Source organism: Tsuneonella litorea (assembly GCF_025154015.1).
GTDB lineage: Bacteria > Pseudomonadota > Alphaproteobacteria > Sphingomonadales > Sphingomonadaceae > Tsuneonella > Tsuneonella litorea.
This window is the reverse complement of sequence record NZ_JAOAMV010000004.1, coordinates 233518-250327: the sequence shown is the minus strand read 5'-3', so window position 1 is coordinate 250327 and position 16810 is coordinate 233518. Positions and strand designations below refer to the sequence as shown.

Genomic DNA, 16810 nt, shown 5'->3' with positions numbered 1-16810 from the left:
GTCGGCTTCTCCAGATGGCTGGCCTAGTGTCCCTAGTGTCCCTTTTGTCCCAGCCTTCCTTAGCCTGCCGAACGTGCCATCACTCAAATGCTCGGCGGTTCTGACAGGGGGGGCTTTCGGGAGTTGTTGTTGTCAGCCGAGCGCCCCTCGATGCGACAACGACGATCAGCGCATCAAGGAGCGTGTGTGGAAGCTGGTACCTGAAACGGCGAAGCGAAATGTTCAGCGCTCGGGTACCGACGACTAAACAATCCGTTTCAGCCTTCACCCGTTGTTCACGCTTGCATCTGTACCAGATTACGTACAAGTGTGATGTAACGAAAGGAGGTAGCGATGGACGTACTCACTTATTCCGATGCCCGCGCCAACCTCAAAGGCGTGATGGATCAGGTCGTAAATGACCGCACTCACGTTGTCGTAACCCGCCAGAAGGCTGAATCAATCGTGATGCTTTCCCTTGAGGATTGGAATGCGATTGAGGAAACAATGCACCTTCTGTCTAGCCGCCCGAACGCAACGCGTTTGCGTGAGTCGATCGAGCAGCTCGATGCCGGTAACGGCACGGAGCATGACCTCGTTGACGCGTGAAGCTCACGTGGTCTGACAACGCTTGGGATGAATACCTGCACTGGCAGGAAGCTGACAAAAAGACCCTCAAGCGGGTCAACAAACTAATCAAGGAATGTAAGCGCACCCCCTTTGAGGGAACCGGAAAGCCGGAACCCTTAAAGGGGCCGCTGCAGGGTTGGTGGTCGCGGCGAATTACGCAGGAGGACCGCCTTGTTTATCGCGTCACTGGTGAAGGCAAAGCACAGGCCCTAGAGATCGCGCAGTGCCGGTTTCACTACTGACTTTCCTGCACGCCCCCAATCGGCCTAGCTGGCGATATGCGCCGTCCCCAACCGATCGAGCTTGAAGCCGCGTTCCTGGTGTTCCTGATCGGAGTGCCGATGGCGTACTATGGGCTGCGGACCGTTTTAGCGTTCGTGGGGATCGGTTAGCGAAAGCGACGGCTATGGCCGCGACGGACGTTCCGCTTGTGCCGAAGCCATCCAAACAAGACGAAAGCCGCGATCACCATAAAGGCGATGAGCGCGTAGCCGATGATTAGCCTGGTTTCCACACCGCCCAAACCGTCGTGCTGCCGCTAGGTTCCCCGGCAGGCATTGTAAAAGACAGATACGCCTGGGCGATGGCGCTGTGGATCGAGAGGCATCACGGCCCGGATGGTTCACGCTTCGTCGCCGTAATGGTTGGCTGGCTGGCGGCTATTGTTCCTATCGTTCCTACCTCGGCGGGCTTGATCGTTTGCCGATTTGGGCGCAGATTCCTCTGCTGTGAACGAAAACCTCCCCGACGACCTCCCGGATGACCTCGCGCCTTGGTTCGTCCGCGTCATTCACAACAAGGTTTCGGTCGGCATCTTCACTTGCACGGAGGAAGACCTATGGGACCTTGTGGATGAGGTGTGCGAGCCTGATCTTTGCGAATATAAGCGACTGCCACCGGGCGGCTTCGTTTTCGGTGGCGAGGTGGTCCTGCATGAGTGGGACCCGGAAACCAAGCCTGAACACATGCACGATTGTTGGCTCACCGATGATTGGGGCACGGTCTACAATGACGAAGGCGGGTGGGAGCCCGTTTCGGTGCCGTGGTAAAGCGAGACAAGGAAGCGTGGGCACTGGCCCTGTGGGTTGAGAAACACCACGGCGCTGATGGCCCACGCTTCATTGCGGAGAAGGTCGGCAAGCTCGCATTGGAAGGCGAACAGGGCGGGGTTGATCTCTGGCGCGAGGTTGCGGCCCGTTTTGGTCAGCTTTCCAATCACGATGTGGGAGCGAGTGTGGGAGCAAATGCTCTAAACTAGCGATTTACGGATAGAACATGGATGCTTGCGGGGCATCCATTTCTTCGCTGACTGATCGTCGACGGTCCGCGCTGCGGGCGGGCGGTCATGGCCGTCCCGGTCAGGTGCAGGATTGGGCGATCAGGACGAGCCCGCCTGGCGCCAGCTTCACCGCGCCGATCCCCTCTGCCACCGCGCAGGCGCCGGGCAGGGCTTCGATCCCGCCGATCGGTACCGGGCAATCGATTGGCAGCACCAGCAGCGGCCGGTCGCCGTACCGGGCCATGGTTTCCGCATCCGCCGGTCCGTCGAGGCGATCGAGGCGGAAATGCGGGCCTTCGACCAGCACCGCGTGCCCGGTGGGCGGAACCTGCCGGCGATACCGGGCGGGGTGCGGCCCACCATCGGCGATGGCGATCGCGCGGTCGAGATGGAGGTCACGCGGGCGTCCGTAATCGTAGAGGCGATAGGTCAGGTCCGAGTTCTGCTGGACCTCTATGAGCGAAATCCCCGCGCCGATCGCGTGGACCGTTCCGGCAGGCAGGTAGAAGAAATCGCCCGCAGCAACCGCGTGCCAGGCGAGCAGGTTCTCGATCGAGCCGTCGAGGGCGGCGGCGCGCATCTCTTCCGGCGACACCGCGCCGGCGAAACCGACCGCAAGCCGCGCGCCCGGCTCGGCGGCCACCACCAGCCAGCACTCGTCCTTGCCCCGCGCCCCTGCGGGCGCGTCGCGGTCCGAGGGATGAACCTGCACCGACAGCTTCTCGTCGGTGAACAGGTACTTGACCAGCAGGTCGGACGCCTCGGGCGGGGGTTCGAACCAGATCTCGCCGATCCGCCGGCCGGAGAGGGCCGCGAACGGCGGAGGCAGCGTTTCCCGGCCCCAGACCTTCTCGACCGGCCGTGCCGCAAGCGCGCGGCAGGCGCTGCCGGGGCGTTCGCCGCCTTCCTTCTCGCTGGTCGTTCTCAATGCGCCTCTCGTCGAATCGCGGCTGCGTCGTGCCGCAGGGAGCTAGCACGGATTGAAGCCTGTCCCGAGCGGCGAAGATCGAATGCCGCAAGCTCCGCCACAGGTCCGCGCCGGAGAAATGAATAATGAATATCGGTCGTCGGTGCGACCGAACACGCATGAACGGGGCACCAATTCGCGTTCGGACCGGAACGGTTCGTTTCGCGGTTGACACCATTGGTTGCCGAAGCAACTAGTTGGCAGAGGAATACGCGAAATCGAATTGGGGAGAATTCGCCGTGCGGCTGGCCGAAAAGGCGGATTCAGCATTCAACGACATGACGGGAACCGGCGCACTCGACGGCGATTCGGCCGTCGAATGGGTTTACCGGCTTTCGCTGCCGCGGCTGGTGGTGAACGCGGACCTGCAGCTGCTGTGGGCCAACCGCGTCGCCGAAACCGTCCTCGCGTCGGGCCAGATGGTGCGCCGGCGGGGCGAGACGCTGTGGTTCGACGATCACCTGGGGCAGGACCACTGGCGTGAGCGGCTGTCGGAGGTCGGGGCGGATCTCGCGCGGCTGGTCGTGACCGATCCGCGCGGCCATCCCAACCTGATCATTGGCGCCTTTCGCCGCAGCGACGGAACCCGACGCGACGCGATCTTCCTGTCGCTGATGGCCGTTTCGCAGTCGCTCGATCTGACCAAGTCCGGGCTGGCAGCGATGTTCGACCTGACCAATGCGGAGCGGCAGATCGCCCAGATGCTCGTCGACCTGCGCTCCCCCCGCGAGATATCCGAATCGCTCGGGGTGTCGATCAACACGGTGCGGACGCACATTCGCGGAATCTACGTGAAACTGGCGGTAAGCTCGCAGCGTGAACTGCTCAGGCTCGCGTCGACCTTCTGCATGGTCTGAACCGGCGATTCTGTCCTTTTTTGGGACTGCCGGGACGAACGGCAAATTTTCGCCGCCAGTTCATCAAGGTTGAGGATGCGAATCGTTAGTAAACCTTTAACAAGGGCTTAATCGAGACAGGCAGCTGGGTCGCATCGGGTAGCCTGCAACCAATCGACATCATTCGGAGGGGGCACCTCGATGCTTTTGAACGAGCGCACCTGCGTGCGCCGGCTGATGGCCGGTGCCTGCGCCGCGGCAATCGGCTTTTCCGCGCCGGTGGCGGCGCAGGACATCACCTACCAGCCGATCGATCCCTCGTTCGGGGGCAACCCGTTCAATTCCGCGCACCTGCTCGGCATCGCGAATGCCCAGAACGACTACAAGGACCCGCGGAGCACCGCCAACAGCTCGCAGGCCGACATCTTCGCGCGCCAGCTGCAGTCGCGCCTGCTCTCCGCATTGTCCTCCCAGATCGTCAACGCGATCTTCGGCGAGAACCCGCAGGAAAGCGGCACGATCCGCTTCGGCGGCCAGACGATCACGTTCGTGCGCAGCCTCGACAGCGTGACGCTGACGATCACCGACGACGACACCGGCGAAGTGACCGAGATCGTCATCCCGACCTTCATCGACGTGGGTGGATGAGCGCGCAGATGAGCATTTTTCGTCATCGTGCCAGGCTGCTGGTCGCTGCGCTGGGCGCGGCCGCGCTGACCGGTTGCGCCACCGTGGGTGAGGACGGGCGCAGCCTGTTCCCGGAAACGCGGAGCAAGGCGTTCTATCCCGACAAGACCCAGACCCAGCACCTGCTGGCGGAGATCCCCGCGCCGACCCGGCCGGTCGCGGTCGCGGTCTACGGCTTCGCCGACCAGACCGGGCAGTTCAAGCCGGTGGAGAACGGCCAGACGCTGAGCCGGGCGGTCAGCCAGGGCGGCGCGGCGATGCTGGTCAAGGCGCTGCAGGACGCGGGCAACCGGCAATGGTTCACCATCGTCGAGCGCGAAAGCCTGAAAAACCTCCTCAACGAGCGGCAGATCATCCGCGAGATGCGCGAACGCTACCTGGGCGAACAGGGGATCAATCCCCAGGCGCTGCCCGCGCTGCTGTTCGCCGGCGTGCTGCTCGAGGGCGGCGTGGTCGGCTACGACACCAACACCGTCACCGGCGGGGCGGGCGCGGCCTTCCTCGGCATCGGCGGGCGGTCCGAATACCGCCAGGACACGGTCACCGTGTACCTGCGCGCGGTATCGGTGCGCACCGGCGAAGTGCTGACCTCGGTCACCGCGTCGAAGACGATCGCCAGCCAGTCGATCGGCGCCAACGCGTTCCGCTACGTCGCGTTCAAGGAACTGCTCCAGGCCGAGGCCGGCTACACCACGAACGAACCCGACCAGGTCGCGCTTCAGCAGGCGATCGAAAAGGCGGTCTACGGCCTCGTGATGGAGGGCGTCGACCTCAAGCTCTGGGATTTCGCGGACCGCGAGGCCGGTCTGCCGATGCTCGCCGCTTACAAGCGCGAGCGTGACGGAAAGATCGACGGCGAGAAGTTCGAGGCGGCGATGCGCGCCGCCCCGCCGCTCAGGACGAAGAAACGGACCGCATCCACCGAGGAGCCGAACCAGCGGGCGATGATGCGCGCGGCAGAGGCTGCGGGGGTGCGGACGAACTGACCTGATCCGGGGCGTGCCGGCACCCGGATCAGGAACAAGGGAAGTTGCCGGTGGCGAAGGGGAAGCGGTTGCAGCCGTTTTCCCGGCGTCGGTACCAAAAAGGCGCGCCGGAGTTGCAGCCCCGACGCGCCCGGTTTGACTGAGTTGCTGTGACACAACCTTGTCTGCCCGTCGCCGAAGCGGCGGACGGACATGGTTATGAGATTCCGGAAGGGGTTTTACAACCATGTTGATGACTGCCGCCTCCGCATTGCGCCCCGTTCGGGGACAGCGCGCGGCCATCGGGCATCGTGGTTTCCTGACTCCATCCGGACGCGGTCGAGGCCGGCAAACGGCCCCCGCAATCCCGCCGCGCGCCAATCCCGGCACGCGACGTCGGGCCGCATTCACACTCAATGCTTGGATGGAGTCACTATCATGAAGCGCACTTTCCTTCTTTCCGCCTCGGCCGCCGCGCTGCTCGCAGCGTCGCCGGCACTGGCGCAGAACAACACTTCGACGGTCGACCAGACCGGCACCAACGCGACCGCAACGGTCAGCCAGGGCGGTTCGGATTCGAACAGCGACATCGACCAGGACGGCGATCTGAACAAAGCGACCGTCAACCAGGACGGCTCGATCGCGGGTGGCAAGTCGACCATTGCTCAGACTGGCGATCGCAACGAAGCGACCGTCACCCAGAGCGACGACGGCACCGACCTCATCAATGCCGCCCCGCCGATCAACACCTCGACCGTGACGCAGGGCGGAAGCGACAACAAGGCGACCGTCACGCAGAACACCGCCACCCTCGCGCTCGGCACCGTGTCGACCGTGACGCAGGGCGGGAACTTCAATGAAGCGACCGTCACGCAGGTCGACGATTCGCAGGATTCGTCGATCTCGCAGTCGTCGGACAACAACAAGGCGACCGTCTCGCAGGGTGACCTGGCGCTAGTTGCGACCGACCAGTCCTGGGGCAACGACTCGATCGTGAACCAGGGCGGCCTCGGCCAGCACACCGCAACCATCACGCAAGGAGGACGCACTTCTATCAGTAACGTCCTGCAGGCTGGCGAGGACAACGATGCAACTGTCGACCAGACTGGCAGCACCCAGAACTCCTATGTTGATCAGTCGGGTAGCTTCAACATCGCTGATGTCGAGCAGGCGGGCTTCCTCAACGGATCTCAAGTGTTCCAGACGGGCACCAACGGTATAGTTGATGTCACGCAGGGCGGGAACAACCTGACCTCGTCGGTCAGCCAGAGCGCCGACAACAACGACGCGATCGTCAACCAGTCGGGTTCGACCAGCAGCTCGACCATCACGCAGTCGGCGAACAACAACGCCGCCCGCGTGACGCAGAACGGGTCGGGCAACTCGTCGAGCGTGACCCAGGATTCGGGTAGCGGCTTCCTCGGCTACTCGGGCACCGAGCTCGGCGAAGCGGTGCTGAACTCGCCCAACTTCTTCGGCTACGCCGTTGTCCAGCAGGATGGCGACAACCTGAGTTCTTCGATCAGCTCGACCGGACTTTCGGGCTTCGCGTTCGTCGAGCAGGTTGGCGCGTCGAACTCGTCGAGCATTGCCCAGACGGGCAACTCGAACGCCGCGTTCGTCGAACAGGCTGGATCGGGCAACAGCTCGGAGTGGAGCCAGAGCGGGTACCTGACCAACGTCACCAGCTCGGAGACCCCGAATGCCGGCGACAACAACATCCAGTTGGCCCGCGGCGTTCACCAGACGGGGAATGGCAATAAGTCGCTCATCGCGCAGTCGGGTAATGCGTCGAGCTTCTCGGCGGCGCTCAACGGGCGCAACAGCGTGAACGTCCTCCAGACCGGTGACGACAACGAATCCGAGATCGACCAGGGCGGCCTCGATAACCGCGCCGACCTGACCCAGTCGGGTGCGGACAACGATTCGTTCATCACCCAGAGCGGCACCAACAACACCGCCACGGTGACCCAGTCGTCGAACGGCAACTGGTCGAGCGTGAATCAGACGGGCTCGAACAGCACCGCCACTGTGACGCAGGGCATGTGACGGGGGGAGCGGGCGGCCGGCACCGGCCGCCCGCGTTCCTGTCCTTGAAGGATTTCCATGATGAAAAGCATTCTCTTCGGCTCGGCATCGATCGCCGCGCTCCTCGCCGCCAGCCCCGCGCTGGGCCAGGCGAACACCTCGGACGTCAACCAGTCGGGCGACGCGCAGACCGCGACCGTCAGCCAGACCGGCTCGAGCTCGAGCGCCGACATCGACCAGGACAAGTCGGGCAACCTCGCCACGATCACCCAGGGCACCGGCAGCAACAACGCGGCCACGATCGACCAGAATTCGGTCAACGCCCGGGCCGACATCGACCAGGCCGACGATGACAACGTGGCGACGATCAACCAGACCGACGACAGCGACCAGTCGCTCGGCACCAGCGGGTACGATCCCCGCGCCACCGTGTTCCAGCGCGGCGACGGCAACGTGGCCACGGTTGACCAGCAGTCCGACGGCGCGGCGCGCAACCTGACCGCGAACGTCGAACAGACGGTCGGCGACAACGCGGCCGATATCGACCAGACCGCGAACGGTCCGGAATTCAACGGCACGCTGACCGCCAACGCCTTCCAGTCGGGCAATTCGGACCTCGTCGTCAGCCAGACGACCAACGACTTCCAGGACGGGCCGCTGACCGCGACCGCCTACCAGACGGATTCGACCGCGACGATCACCCAGAGCGCCTCGGGCGGGCTGGTCAATGGCCCCGCCGCGCCGCAGGGCCGGATCTCGGCGACGGTGAACCAGCAGAGCGGATCGGACGCGATCGTCACCCAGACGATCGACGCTGTCGACGCGGGCGACCTGTCCGCGATCAACGTGCAGCGCGAAGGATCGACGACTGTCGTCAACCAGACGGCGACCGGGACCCAGTCTGGCAACCTCAGGGTCGACCAGCGCCAGTACGGCGGTTCGGCATCCACGATCAACCAGACCGCGTCGCAGGCCGGTTCGGGCGACCTGTCCGCGGTGGTCCGCCAGGACAACGGCGCGAGCTCGACGATCAACCAGGTCGCCAGCGGCGTGGGCGCGAACAACGCCGACGCTTCCGTGACGCAGAACGGCATCAGCAGCTCGTCGATCACGCAGAACCTGCTCTCTGCAGGGGTCAACACCTATTCCGCGACCGTCGACCAGACGGGCAACGGCCACGTGTCGACGATCCTCCAGCAGTCGCAAGGCAACAACAACAACACGCTTACCGCTAACGTCACCCAGACCGGCGCCGACAACGATTCGGACATCAGGCAGCTCGGCAGCACGTCGAGCGCGACCGTGATCCAGTCGGGCGACCGCAACGATTCGAACATCGCCTCGCGCGGGTTCGGGCAGGAATCGATCGTCGACCAGAGCGGCGACGACAACTTCTCCGACATCGACCAAGGCGGGTTCGGCGAATTCGCCTCGGTCAACCAGTCGGGCGACCGCAACGATGCCTTCGTGACCCAGGTGAGCATGACCAACCGGGCCGACGCCTATGTCGACCAGAGCGGGGACGACAACCTGGCGCGGGTCACCCAGAACGGGGGCAGCCTGAACTACGCCTCGGTCGGCCAGGCCGGCACCGGCGGATCGGCGACGGTCCTGCAGACCGCCAGTTCGTGGGAAGACCGCGCCACGGTGACCCAGGGTTCGGGCGCGGTGAACAACGTCGCGTCGATCACCCAGCGCGGGGTCGGCAACGGGTCGAACCGCAGCCGCAACAAGGCCAGCATCAGCCAGGACGGCGGCACCGGCAATTCGTCGACCGTCGACCAGACCGGCCAGTCCCACGAAGCAACCAGCACGCAGCTCGGTTCGGAGCTCGATTCGCTGATCACCCAGACGGGCACGGGCAACACCGCGACCGTCAGCCAGTACGGCTTCGACCAGACCTCGACGGTCACGCAGGGCGGATCCGGCAACACCGCGACGGTCACGCAGGGCGTGGTCCCCACACCCTGATCGTCCACCGGGGGGGCGGGCGTTCGCCTGCCCCCACAACGGAAGGAATTGAGCGATGAAGAACATTCTCCTGGGCACGGCATCGATCGCCGCACTGCTTTCCGCAGGCCCGGCGCTGGGGCAGAGCAACACCTCGACCGTCGATCAGCAGGGATCGGCCACGGTCGCCACGGTCACGCAATCGGGTTCGGGCAACACCTCCGACGTCGACCAGAACGGCACCGGCAGCGGCGCGTTCTCGAACGGCGACACGCTGCGCGCGACGACCACGCAAGCCGGCAACGACGGCTATTCGAAGATTGACCAGACCGGCAACCGCAACGCGGCCACGGTCAACCAGACCGCCACGGCGGACGGCATGCGGTCCGAGATCGCCCAGTCGAACACCCGCAACACCGCGACCGTGAGCCAGTCGGGCCTCGGCGGCGGTGCGGGCACCGGATCGTTCATCACGCAGAGCGGCAACCAGGGGCAGGCCGTCGTCATCCAGGCCGCCGCGACCGATGGGGCGGTGAGCCGGATCACCCAGACCGGCGGCGACGAGCGTGCGAGCGTCATCCAGACCTCGGGCGCGGCCGACTCTACCATCCTCCAGTCCGGCGGCGCGCAGAACGCGTCGGTCTACCAGGACGGATCGAGCTTTTCGACGATCAGCCAGTCGAACCGCTACAACGAGGCGAGCGTCCGCCAGGACGGCGATGGCAATACCTCCGACGTCACGCAGACCGGCGTCAACGGCGCCGTCGGCGATCCCGACAACAATTATTCCAGCGCGGATCCGCTGGCCCGCGTCGGGGTCGAGCAGTACGGGGACGACAACGATTCCGACATCGTGCAGAGCGGCGACAACACCGTCGCCGACGTGCTGCAGGCGGGGGACCGGAACACCTCGTCGATCTTCCAGCAGGGCGACTTCTCGAACGCGGTGGTGATCCAGACCGGCAACGACAACGACGCCAGGATCGTGCGCCAGACGGCGGACGGTGCGGGCACGTCGGTTCCGCCGGCAAGCCCGGTGCAGCCGGGCGACAACGCCGACGCCTACGTCACCCAGACGGGCGACAACAACGACGCCAGCATCACCCAGGACGCGGTTCCGGTCGAAGCGACGATCACCCAGACGGGCAACGACAACGTCGCGACGATCACCCAGGACGCGACATCGGGCGGGGCGAGCGCCAACATCGCGCAGACCGGCGATCGGAACCTCGCCACCACCATGCAGTCCGACGACGCTCGTTCGAACATCGAGCAGGGTAACTTCACCGATAGCGACGACAACGTCGCCAATGTCACGCAGTCGGCGGGATCGGCCGGCTCGTTCAGCGACGTCAACCAGAACGGCGACAGCAACTTCGCCACCGTGGGCCAGTCGGGCGCGAACAGCGACAGCTTCGTCTACACCACCGGCGACGCCAACATCGTCGATGTCAGCCAGAGCGGCGAGCGCAGCGTCGGGATCGTGATCCAGCGCGATTTCATCGCCGACAGCCTGCCCGGCCCCGCGACGGGCAACAACGCCAAGTCGGTCCAGACCGGCGACAGCACCTACAGCTACATCGCGCAGGACGGCACCGGCAACATCGCCGACGTGGCGTTGTCCGGTACCGGCGAACATACCAGCGGACGCCATCCCGACACCGCCGGCTACGTGATCAACGAACCGGCCGAAAGCGTCGTGCTGCAGATCGGCGCGCGCAATGCGGCCTATGTCGATCAGGTCGCGGACCTGGCGGAATCGAACATCTACCAGGGCACGACGTTCGACGGGACAGGAGTGTACCTGGCGGACGGCTCGGCCGACAACACCGCCACGGTCCAGCAGCTGTCGGGTGCCACGAACAGCAGGTCCGACATGTTCCAGGGGGGTACGCAGAACAACGCGCTGACCATCCAGAACGCGTCGAATTCGCTGAGCGACGTGCGCCAGAACGGAGCCGGCAACTACTCCAAGGTCGACCAGCAGGCCGGCGACAACCTGACCGCCAGCGTCACCCAGTATGCCGATTCCAACGAATCGTACGTGACCCAGTCGGGAACGGGCAACACCGCGACCGTCAGCCAGTACTCGGACGGGAACGTGTCGTACGTGACCCAGTCCGGCAGCGGCAACACTGCAACCGTGACGCAGGGTACGCCGTAACGCCGGAGCGGGAAGGGCGAGCCCAACGACCCCTGGGCCTGCCTTCCCGTTTCGCACAACTCGAAGGAGCGCAGCCATGTTCAAAGCCTCGTCTGCCGACCGGCGTCACGATCGGTCCCGCGCGGTGCATCGCTGCATTCTGTTCGGGCTCGTCGGGTTCGCACCCACGATGACGCTGGCCGCGACCCACCCAGGTGTCGCGGCCAGTACGCCGTCGCAATCCACCGCTTGCGGAGACGCCCACATGACCAGACAAACGATCGACGGCACCGTCGTCCGGCGGACCAGTGGGGCAGGAGACACCGTCTCCATCGTCACCCGCGGACCCAACGGCGAAATCACGCTCGAACAGAGCGGGCCGTGCAACGATGCGGACATCCGCCAAGGCGGCTCGGACAACACGGCGGTCGTCCGCCAGCAGGGAACCGGCAACCGGGTGGTCGTGCGGCAGGGCGCGCCTGAAGGAGAAGGACAATGATGCATCGCCTGATCGCCGCGAGCCTCGGGCTGGCCGCACTGCCCTTGGCGGCGCCCGCAGCGGCCGACACCGATACGCCGACCCCCGGCACGCCGTGCGAGGAGGGCGGAGGGCTCGGAACCGGCAATCCGTGCAACGGCAACAACGGCAATCCGAGCCCGGAAGGCAACGTCGACCGGGAAAAGGTGCGCTACGACCGGAACCCCGATCCGTTCACCATCGCCCGTCCCGGCAACGACCGCGGGGCCTACATCACCCAGGTGGGCGACAGCGCGCAGGCATCGATCGACCAGTCCGCCAACAGGCAGTACGCCCGGATCGACCAGAACGGCGCTGGCAACGGCGCCTCGGTCAGCCAGACGGGCGAGGGCGCCCACTACGCGGCGGTGAACCAGCAGGGCGACGCCAACGCGCTTGCGCTGGGACAGGACGGGTCCGGCGTGCAGGTCGCGATCGCGGCCCAGCAGGGCAACCGCAACGCGATGTCGATCACCCAGCAGGGCGGCCTGCTGACCAACGGGGTCGCCGCGACGCAGCTCGGCGACGACAACCGGATGAGCCTGACTCAGAACGGCGACGAGAACCAGGCGCTGTTGACCCAGAACGGGTCCGGAAATGCGATGACGGCGGTGCAGAACGGCGCTAACAACCAGCTGACATGGACGCAGAACGGCGACAACCTGTCGGACCTTGCGATCACCCAGTCTGGCAGCCAGGCGATCGCGATAACCCAGTACCGATGACGCGCGCGGCGCGCCTGTTCTGCGTGACGGCACTCGCGGTGCCTGCCGCCGCGCTTGCCCAGGTCAACGCCGATAAGGCCCGGCTGGACGATTTCGCCGCTCCGGGAGCACCGGGCGGGGTGGAGATCGGGCAGATCGCGGCCCCCCGCGGGCCCGTGATCGTCGAGCAGGAGATCGACCGCGCGCTGCCTGCACCGCCGACACCTGCTGCCCCGCGCCAGGCGGCCGGGGGGACCCAGCAGATCAGCCGGGGCGAAGCGCGTGAACCCGTGGGGCAGGTCGCCCCTGCCGGCGAGCGCAGCGCCCAGGCCGCGCCGGCGCTCTCGCGCCGCGAAGACGGGCGGCGCTCGGACGCGGCGCCGGTGGGCGGCAACGATCGCTGCGACCCGCAGGCCGGCACCGAACGCGAAATGGCGATCTGTCGCCGGATACTCGAACTGCGCGCGCGCGAATTTTCCGCGACCGAGGCGCCGCGGCTTTCGCCCGAGCAGGAACTGCTCGCCCGCGAAGCGCACTCGGACCGGGTGTCGCTGGTCGACCTGGCGGGACGCAGCGGGGCGAATCGGCCGCTGGATGCCGAAGAACGGGCCGCACAGGAACTGGGCTTTCTCACCCTCCCTTCGCCAATGGTGCCGCCGGTGGAGGAAGAACTGCCCGACGCTTCGCTGTCCGACGCGGTGAAGGCCGTGCTGGTCCAGATGGGCGTGCCCGGCCCCTGACCGAAGCGGTATGCGCCGGCACGCTTCGCCGCGGGCCACCGACGCGGCGCGAAGCCCATTGTGCGCCGCCGCGCGCCCGCCTATCGGCAACCCGATGACCAGAAAAGAAGAGCGCGATCTCAAGCATCGCAAGTTCTATCGGGCCGAGCAGGAAGCGGCCTTCTCCGAGAAGAGCACCCCCGATACCCCGCAGACCCGCCACCCGGCCTACCGGCTGGCGTTCCAGGACACCGATTTCCTCCTGCGCGAGGAACTGCGGCCGGTGCGCTTCCAGCTCGAATTGCTGAAGCCCGAAATGCTGCTCGACGAAGCCGGCGTCGGATCGACGCTGGTGATGTACGGTTCGGCCCGCATTCCCTCGCCCGATCACGCCGCGGCGCTGGTCGAGAACGCGACCGGTGACGCCCGCGTCGTCGCCGAGCGGCTGGCGGCCAAGGCGAAGTATTACGACGAGGCGTACAAGCTCGCGCGGCTTGCGTCGGAAAAGTCCATCGTCGAGGACGGCAAGCGCCAGTTCGTCGTCTGCTCGGGCGGCGGGCCCTCGATCATGGAGGCGGCCAACAGGGGTGCGAGCGACGCCGGCGCCGAATCGATCGGGCTCAACATCGTGCTTCCGCACGAACAGGCGCCCAACCCCTACGTCACCCCCTACCTCAGCTTCCAGTTCCACTACTTCGCGCTTCGCAAGATGCACTTCCTGCTGCGCGCCAAGGCGGTGGCGGTGTTCCCGGGCGGGTTCGGCACCTTCGACGAGTTCTTCGAGCTGCTCACCCTGATCCAGACCGGCAAGATCATGCCGATGCCGATCCTGCTGTTCGGCAAGGACTTCTGGACCCGGGTGATCGACTGGGATGCCTTCGCCGAGGAAGGCACGATCTCGAAGAAGGACCTCGACCTGTTCCGCTGGTGCGAGACCGCGGAAGAAGCGTGGGAGCACATCGCGGGCTTCTACGAACTGTCCGCCTGATCGTTTCCGTCCAATGGGCCTGCGCGCACCGCCTGGTGCCCCAGCGGCCCGTTGCCGGCGCCGAAGCCCGGCGCGGCGATGATCGCGCGGCGCACGAACTGGCGGCCGAGCCGGACCGCGTGCTCGAGCGGGACGCCGTGTCCCTGTAGCGTCGCGATCGCCGACGACAGCGTGCAGCCGGTTCCGTGGGTGTGCGGCGTGTCGATCCGCGCATCGCCGAAAGCGGCCGAGCGTTGCTCGCCAGGCCCTGCAAGCGTGTCGATCACCCGGTCGTCGTCGGTATGGCCGCCCTTCGCGAGGACGTGCGCGGCGTAGGTCCGGGCGAGGTCCCTGGCGGCCTCGGCGATCTCGACCGTGTCGCGCAGCGTGCGGCCGACGAGGTGCTCGAGTTCGGGCAGGTTGGGGGTGATGAGGGTCGCCAGCGGGAACAGCTTGTCGCGCATCGCGGCGATCGCGTCCGCGGCGATCAGCGTCGCGCCCGATGTGGCGATCATCACGGGGTCGAGCACGACCGGCACGGAATCGGGCAGCGCCTCCAGCGCAGCGGCCACCGCGTCGATGATTGCGCGGTCGTGGAGCATCCCGATCTTCACCGCGTCGACCCCGATGTCGCCCAGGCACGAGGCGATCTGCTCGGCCACCACGTCGCCGCTCATCGGCGCGATCGCCTGCACCCCGACGCTGTTCTGTGCGGTGACCGCGGTCACCGCGGTCATCGCGTAGCCGCCAAGCATGGTGATGGTCTTGATGTCGGCCTGGATGCCCGCGCCGCCCGAGCTGTCCGAACCGGCGATCGCGAGCACGCGGGGAGGGGGCTTGCCGTTCACCCGGCGAACGTCCGCACGGTCGAGGGTGGATACTGCGCGTGGAGCTTCCTCGCCCGCGTCGGCCGGTCCATCAGTTCGCCGCCGCAGTTGGGGCAGCGGTCGTCGAGCGCGTCGGCGCAGGTCGCGCAGAACGTGCATTCGAAGCTGCAGATGAACGCGCCGGGCGCCTCGGCCGGAAGGTCCGCGCCGCAGCGCTCGCAATCGGGGCGCATCTCGAGCGGCATCAGCCCGCCGCCGCCCGGACCGCGTCGCAAATCGTGTCGACCACGCGCTCGACCTGGGCCGCGTCGTCGCCCTCGGCCATCACCCGGATCAGCGGCTCGGTGCCCGACGCGCGGATGACGAGGCGGCCCTTGCCGGCGAGCTCGGCCTCGGCGTCGGCGATCGCGGCCCTTACCTGCGCGTCGTCGAGCGGCTTGCCGCCTGCGTAACGCACGTTCTTGAGCAGCTGGGGCACCGGATCGAACTGGTGCAGCAGCTCGCTCGCGCGCTTGCCCGAGCGGACGAGGCTGGCAAGCACGCGGAGCGCGGCGACGGTGCCGTCGCCGGTCGTGCCGTAGTCGAGCAGGATCATGTGGCCCGACTGCTCGCCGCCGACGTTGAAGCCGCCCGCGCGCATCCGCTCGAGCACGTAGCGGTCGCCGACCGCGGTGCGTTCGAGCGTGAGGCCGTGGCCCTCAAGGTGCCGTTCGAGGCCGAGATTCGACATCACCGTGGCGACCACGCCGCCGCCCCTGAGGTCGCCGCGATCCTTCAGCCGCAGCGCGATGAGCGCCATCAGCTGGTCGCCGTCGACCGTTTCGCCCTTCTCGTCGACCACGATCAGCCGGTCGGCGTCGCCGTCGAGCGCGATGCCGATGTCGGCGCCTTCCTCGACGACCCTGGCCTTGATCGCGGCGAGCGCGGTCGAGCCGACGTCGCGGTTGATGTTGGTGCCGTTGGGAGTGACGCCGAGCGGCACGACCTTGGCGCCCAGTTCCCAGATCGCCGAGGGCGCGACCTGGTAGGCGGCGCCGTTCGCGCAGTCGACGACTACCTTGAGGTCGTCGAACCGGATGTCGCTCGCCACCGCCTGCTTGACCGCGTGGATGTAGCGGCCCCGCGCGTCGTCGATGCGGCGGGCGCGGCCGACTTCGGCGGCGTCGGCGAGGTCGATCTCCTCGCCGATCAGTGCCTCGATCGCCAGCTCGTCGGCGTCGGACAGCTTGAAACCGTCGGGGCCGAACAGCTTGATGCCGTTGTCTTCGTAGGGGTTGTGGCTGGCCGAGATCATCACCCCCACGTCGGCGCGCAGCTCGCGGGTGAGCAGCGCGATCGCGGGGGTGGGCAGGGGCCCGGTCATGACCACGTCCATGCCCACGCTGGTGAACCCCGCGACGAGCGCGTTCTCGAGCATGTAGCCCGACAGGCGGGTGTCCTTGCCGATGACCACGCGGTGGCGGTGGCTGCCGCGCAGGAAATGCCGGCCGGCGGCCTGGCCGACCTTCATCGCGGTCGCGGCAGTCATCACGCCGGCATTGGTGCGCCCGCGGATCCCGTCGGTGCCGAAGAACTTGCGTGCCATAATCCGTTTCGCGAACCTCTTTTACCG

19 protein-coding genes are annotated in these 16810 nt (G+C 66.4%); 15 read left to right on the top strand and 4 right to left on the bottom strand.

The annotated features are described in order from the left end of the window. The first annotated feature begins 333 nt into the window (after positions 1 to 333). From N0B51_RS09555 to N0B51_RS09540, 5 genes are all read left to right on the top strand, one after another. On the top strand, positions 334 to 588 hold the full coding sequence (locus tag N0B51_RS09555) for a type II toxin-antitoxin system Phd/YefM family antitoxin (RefSeq protein WP_259962100.1): 255 nt from the start codon (positions 334 to 336) through the stop codon (positions 586 to 588). After that, a complete protein-coding gene (locus tag N0B51_RS09550) occupies positions 585 to 851 on the top strand; it encodes a Txe/YoeB family addiction module toxin (RefSeq protein WP_259962099.1) in 267 nt (88 codons plus the stop codon). The genes N0B51_RS09555 and N0B51_RS09550 overlap by 4 nt, the downstream gene beginning before the upstream one ends. 287 nt (positions 852 to 1138) lie before the next feature. Beyond that, entirely contained in the window at positions 1139 to 1372 is a 234-nt protein-coding gene (locus N0B51_RS14875; protein WP_375545946.1) for a DUF6961 family protein, read from the top strand. Beyond that, positions 1338 to 1658 carry a hypothetical protein gene (locus tag N0B51_RS09545; RefSeq protein WP_259962098.1) on the top strand — a complete coding sequence of 107 codons (321 nt, stop codon included), beginning with the start codon at positions 1338 to 1340 and terminating at the stop codon, positions 1656 to 1658. The genes N0B51_RS14875 and N0B51_RS09545 overlap by 35 nt, the downstream gene beginning before the upstream one ends. Further along, positions 1652 to 1867, top strand: a complete 216-nt coding sequence (locus tag N0B51_RS09540; RefSeq protein WP_259962097.1) for a DUF6961 family protein — start codon at positions 1652 to 1654, stop codon at positions 1865 to 1867. The genes N0B51_RS09545 and N0B51_RS09540 overlap by 7 nt, the downstream gene beginning before the upstream one ends. Before the next feature lie 100 nt (positions 1868 to 1967). On the opposite strand, the gene N0B51_RS09535 is transcribed toward N0B51_RS09540, so the two are convergent. Further along, the gene (locus N0B51_RS09535) at positions 1968 to 2816 is read right to left on the bottom strand and encodes a class I mannose-6-phosphate isomerase (protein WP_259962096.1); all 849 of its coding nucleotides are present in this window, start codon (positions 2814 to 2816) and stop codon (positions 1968 to 1970) included. Positions 2817 to 3094: 278 nt separating this feature from the next. On the opposite strand from N0B51_RS09535, the gene N0B51_RS09530 reads away from it, so the two are divergent. The 10 genes from N0B51_RS09530 to N0B51_RS09485 all read left to right on the top strand — a co-directional run bounded on the left by N0B51_RS09530 (position 3095) and on the right by N0B51_RS09485 (position 14392). Beyond that, positions 3095 to 3712, top strand: a complete 618-nt coding sequence (locus N0B51_RS09530; protein WP_259962095.1) for a helix-turn-helix transcriptional regulator — start codon at positions 3095 to 3097, stop codon at positions 3710 to 3712. A 180-nt stretch (positions 3713 to 3892) separates the two neighbouring features. Then, positions 3893 to 4339 (top strand): curli assembly protein CsgF, encoded by a 447-nt coding sequence (locus tag N0B51_RS09525; protein ID WP_259962094.1) that lies wholly within the window; start codon positions 3893 to 3895, stop codon positions 4337 to 4339. A gap of 8 nt (positions 4340 to 4347) precedes the next feature. Further along, on the top strand, positions 4348 to 5364 hold the full coding sequence (locus N0B51_RS09520) for a CsgG/HfaB family protein (RefSeq protein WP_259962093.1): 1017 nt from the start codon (positions 4348 to 4350) through the stop codon (positions 5362 to 5364). Positions 5365 to 5781: 417 nt separating this feature from the next. Beyond that, the gene (locus N0B51_RS09515) at positions 5782 to 7392 is read left to right on the top strand and encodes a beta strand repeat-containing protein (protein WP_259962092.1); all 1611 of its coding nucleotides are present in this window, start codon (positions 5782 to 5784) and stop codon (positions 7390 to 7392) included. A 60-nt stretch (positions 7393 to 7452) separates the two neighbouring features. After that, positions 7453 to 9342, top strand: coding sequence for a beta strand repeat-containing protein (locus N0B51_RS09510; RefSeq protein ID WP_259962091.1), 1890 nt, complete (start codon positions 7453 to 7455; stop codon positions 9340 to 9342). A 55-nt stretch (positions 9343 to 9397) separates the two neighbouring features. After that, entirely contained in the window at positions 9398 to 11485 is a 2088-nt protein-coding gene (locus N0B51_RS09505) for a beta strand repeat-containing protein (protein ID WP_259962090.1), read from the top strand. Between the two features lie 76 nt (positions 11486 to 11561). Further along, positions 11562 to 11963: a hypothetical protein gene (locus N0B51_RS09500; protein WP_259962089.1), complete on the top strand. Its 402-nt coding sequence runs from the start codon at positions 11562 to 11564 to the stop codon at positions 11961 to 11963. Beyond that, complete coding sequence (locus N0B51_RS09495) at positions 11960 to 12706, top strand: hypothetical protein (protein ID WP_259962088.1); 747 nt, start codon at positions 11960 to 11962, stop codon at positions 12704 to 12706. The genes N0B51_RS09500 and N0B51_RS09495 overlap by 4 nt, the downstream gene beginning before the upstream one ends. Then, entirely contained in the window at positions 12703 to 13425 is a 723-nt protein-coding gene (locus tag N0B51_RS09490) for a hypothetical protein (RefSeq protein ID WP_259962087.1), read from the top strand. Before N0B51_RS09495 ends, N0B51_RS09490 begins: the two co-directional genes overlap by 4 nt. A 94-nt stretch (positions 13426 to 13519) precedes the next feature. Further along, positions 13520 to 14392: an LOG family protein gene (locus N0B51_RS09485; RefSeq protein ID WP_259962086.1), complete on the top strand. Its 873-nt coding sequence runs from the start codon at positions 13520 to 13522 to the stop codon at positions 14390 to 14392. On the opposite strand, the gene thiD is transcribed toward N0B51_RS09485, so the two are convergent. Genes thiD through glmM form a run of 3 tightly spaced genes read right to left on the bottom strand, consistent with a single transcriptional unit; the run spans position 14374 to position 16783 of the window. Next, entirely contained in the window at positions 14374 to 15219 is an 846-nt protein-coding gene (thiD, locus tag N0B51_RS09480; protein ID WP_259962085.1) for a bifunctional hydroxymethylpyrimidine kinase/phosphomethylpyrimidine kinase, read from the bottom strand. The two genes, N0B51_RS09485 and thiD, sit on opposite strands and share 19 nt — an antisense overlap. Then, the gene (locus N0B51_RS09475; protein ID WP_259962084.1) at positions 15216 to 15443 is read right to left on the bottom strand and encodes a DUF1272 domain-containing protein; all 228 of its coding nucleotides are present in this window, start codon (positions 15441 to 15443) and stop codon (positions 15216 to 15218) included. Before N0B51_RS09475 ends, thiD begins: the two co-directional genes overlap by 4 nt. Beyond that, the gene (gene glmM / locus N0B51_RS09470) at positions 15443 to 16783 is read right to left on the bottom strand and encodes a phosphoglucosamine mutase (protein ID WP_259962083.1); all 1341 of its coding nucleotides are present in this window, start codon (positions 16781 to 16783) and stop codon (positions 15443 to 15445) included. Before glmM ends, N0B51_RS09475 begins: the two co-directional genes overlap by 1 nt. Positions 16784 to 16810: the final 27 nt, after the last annotated feature.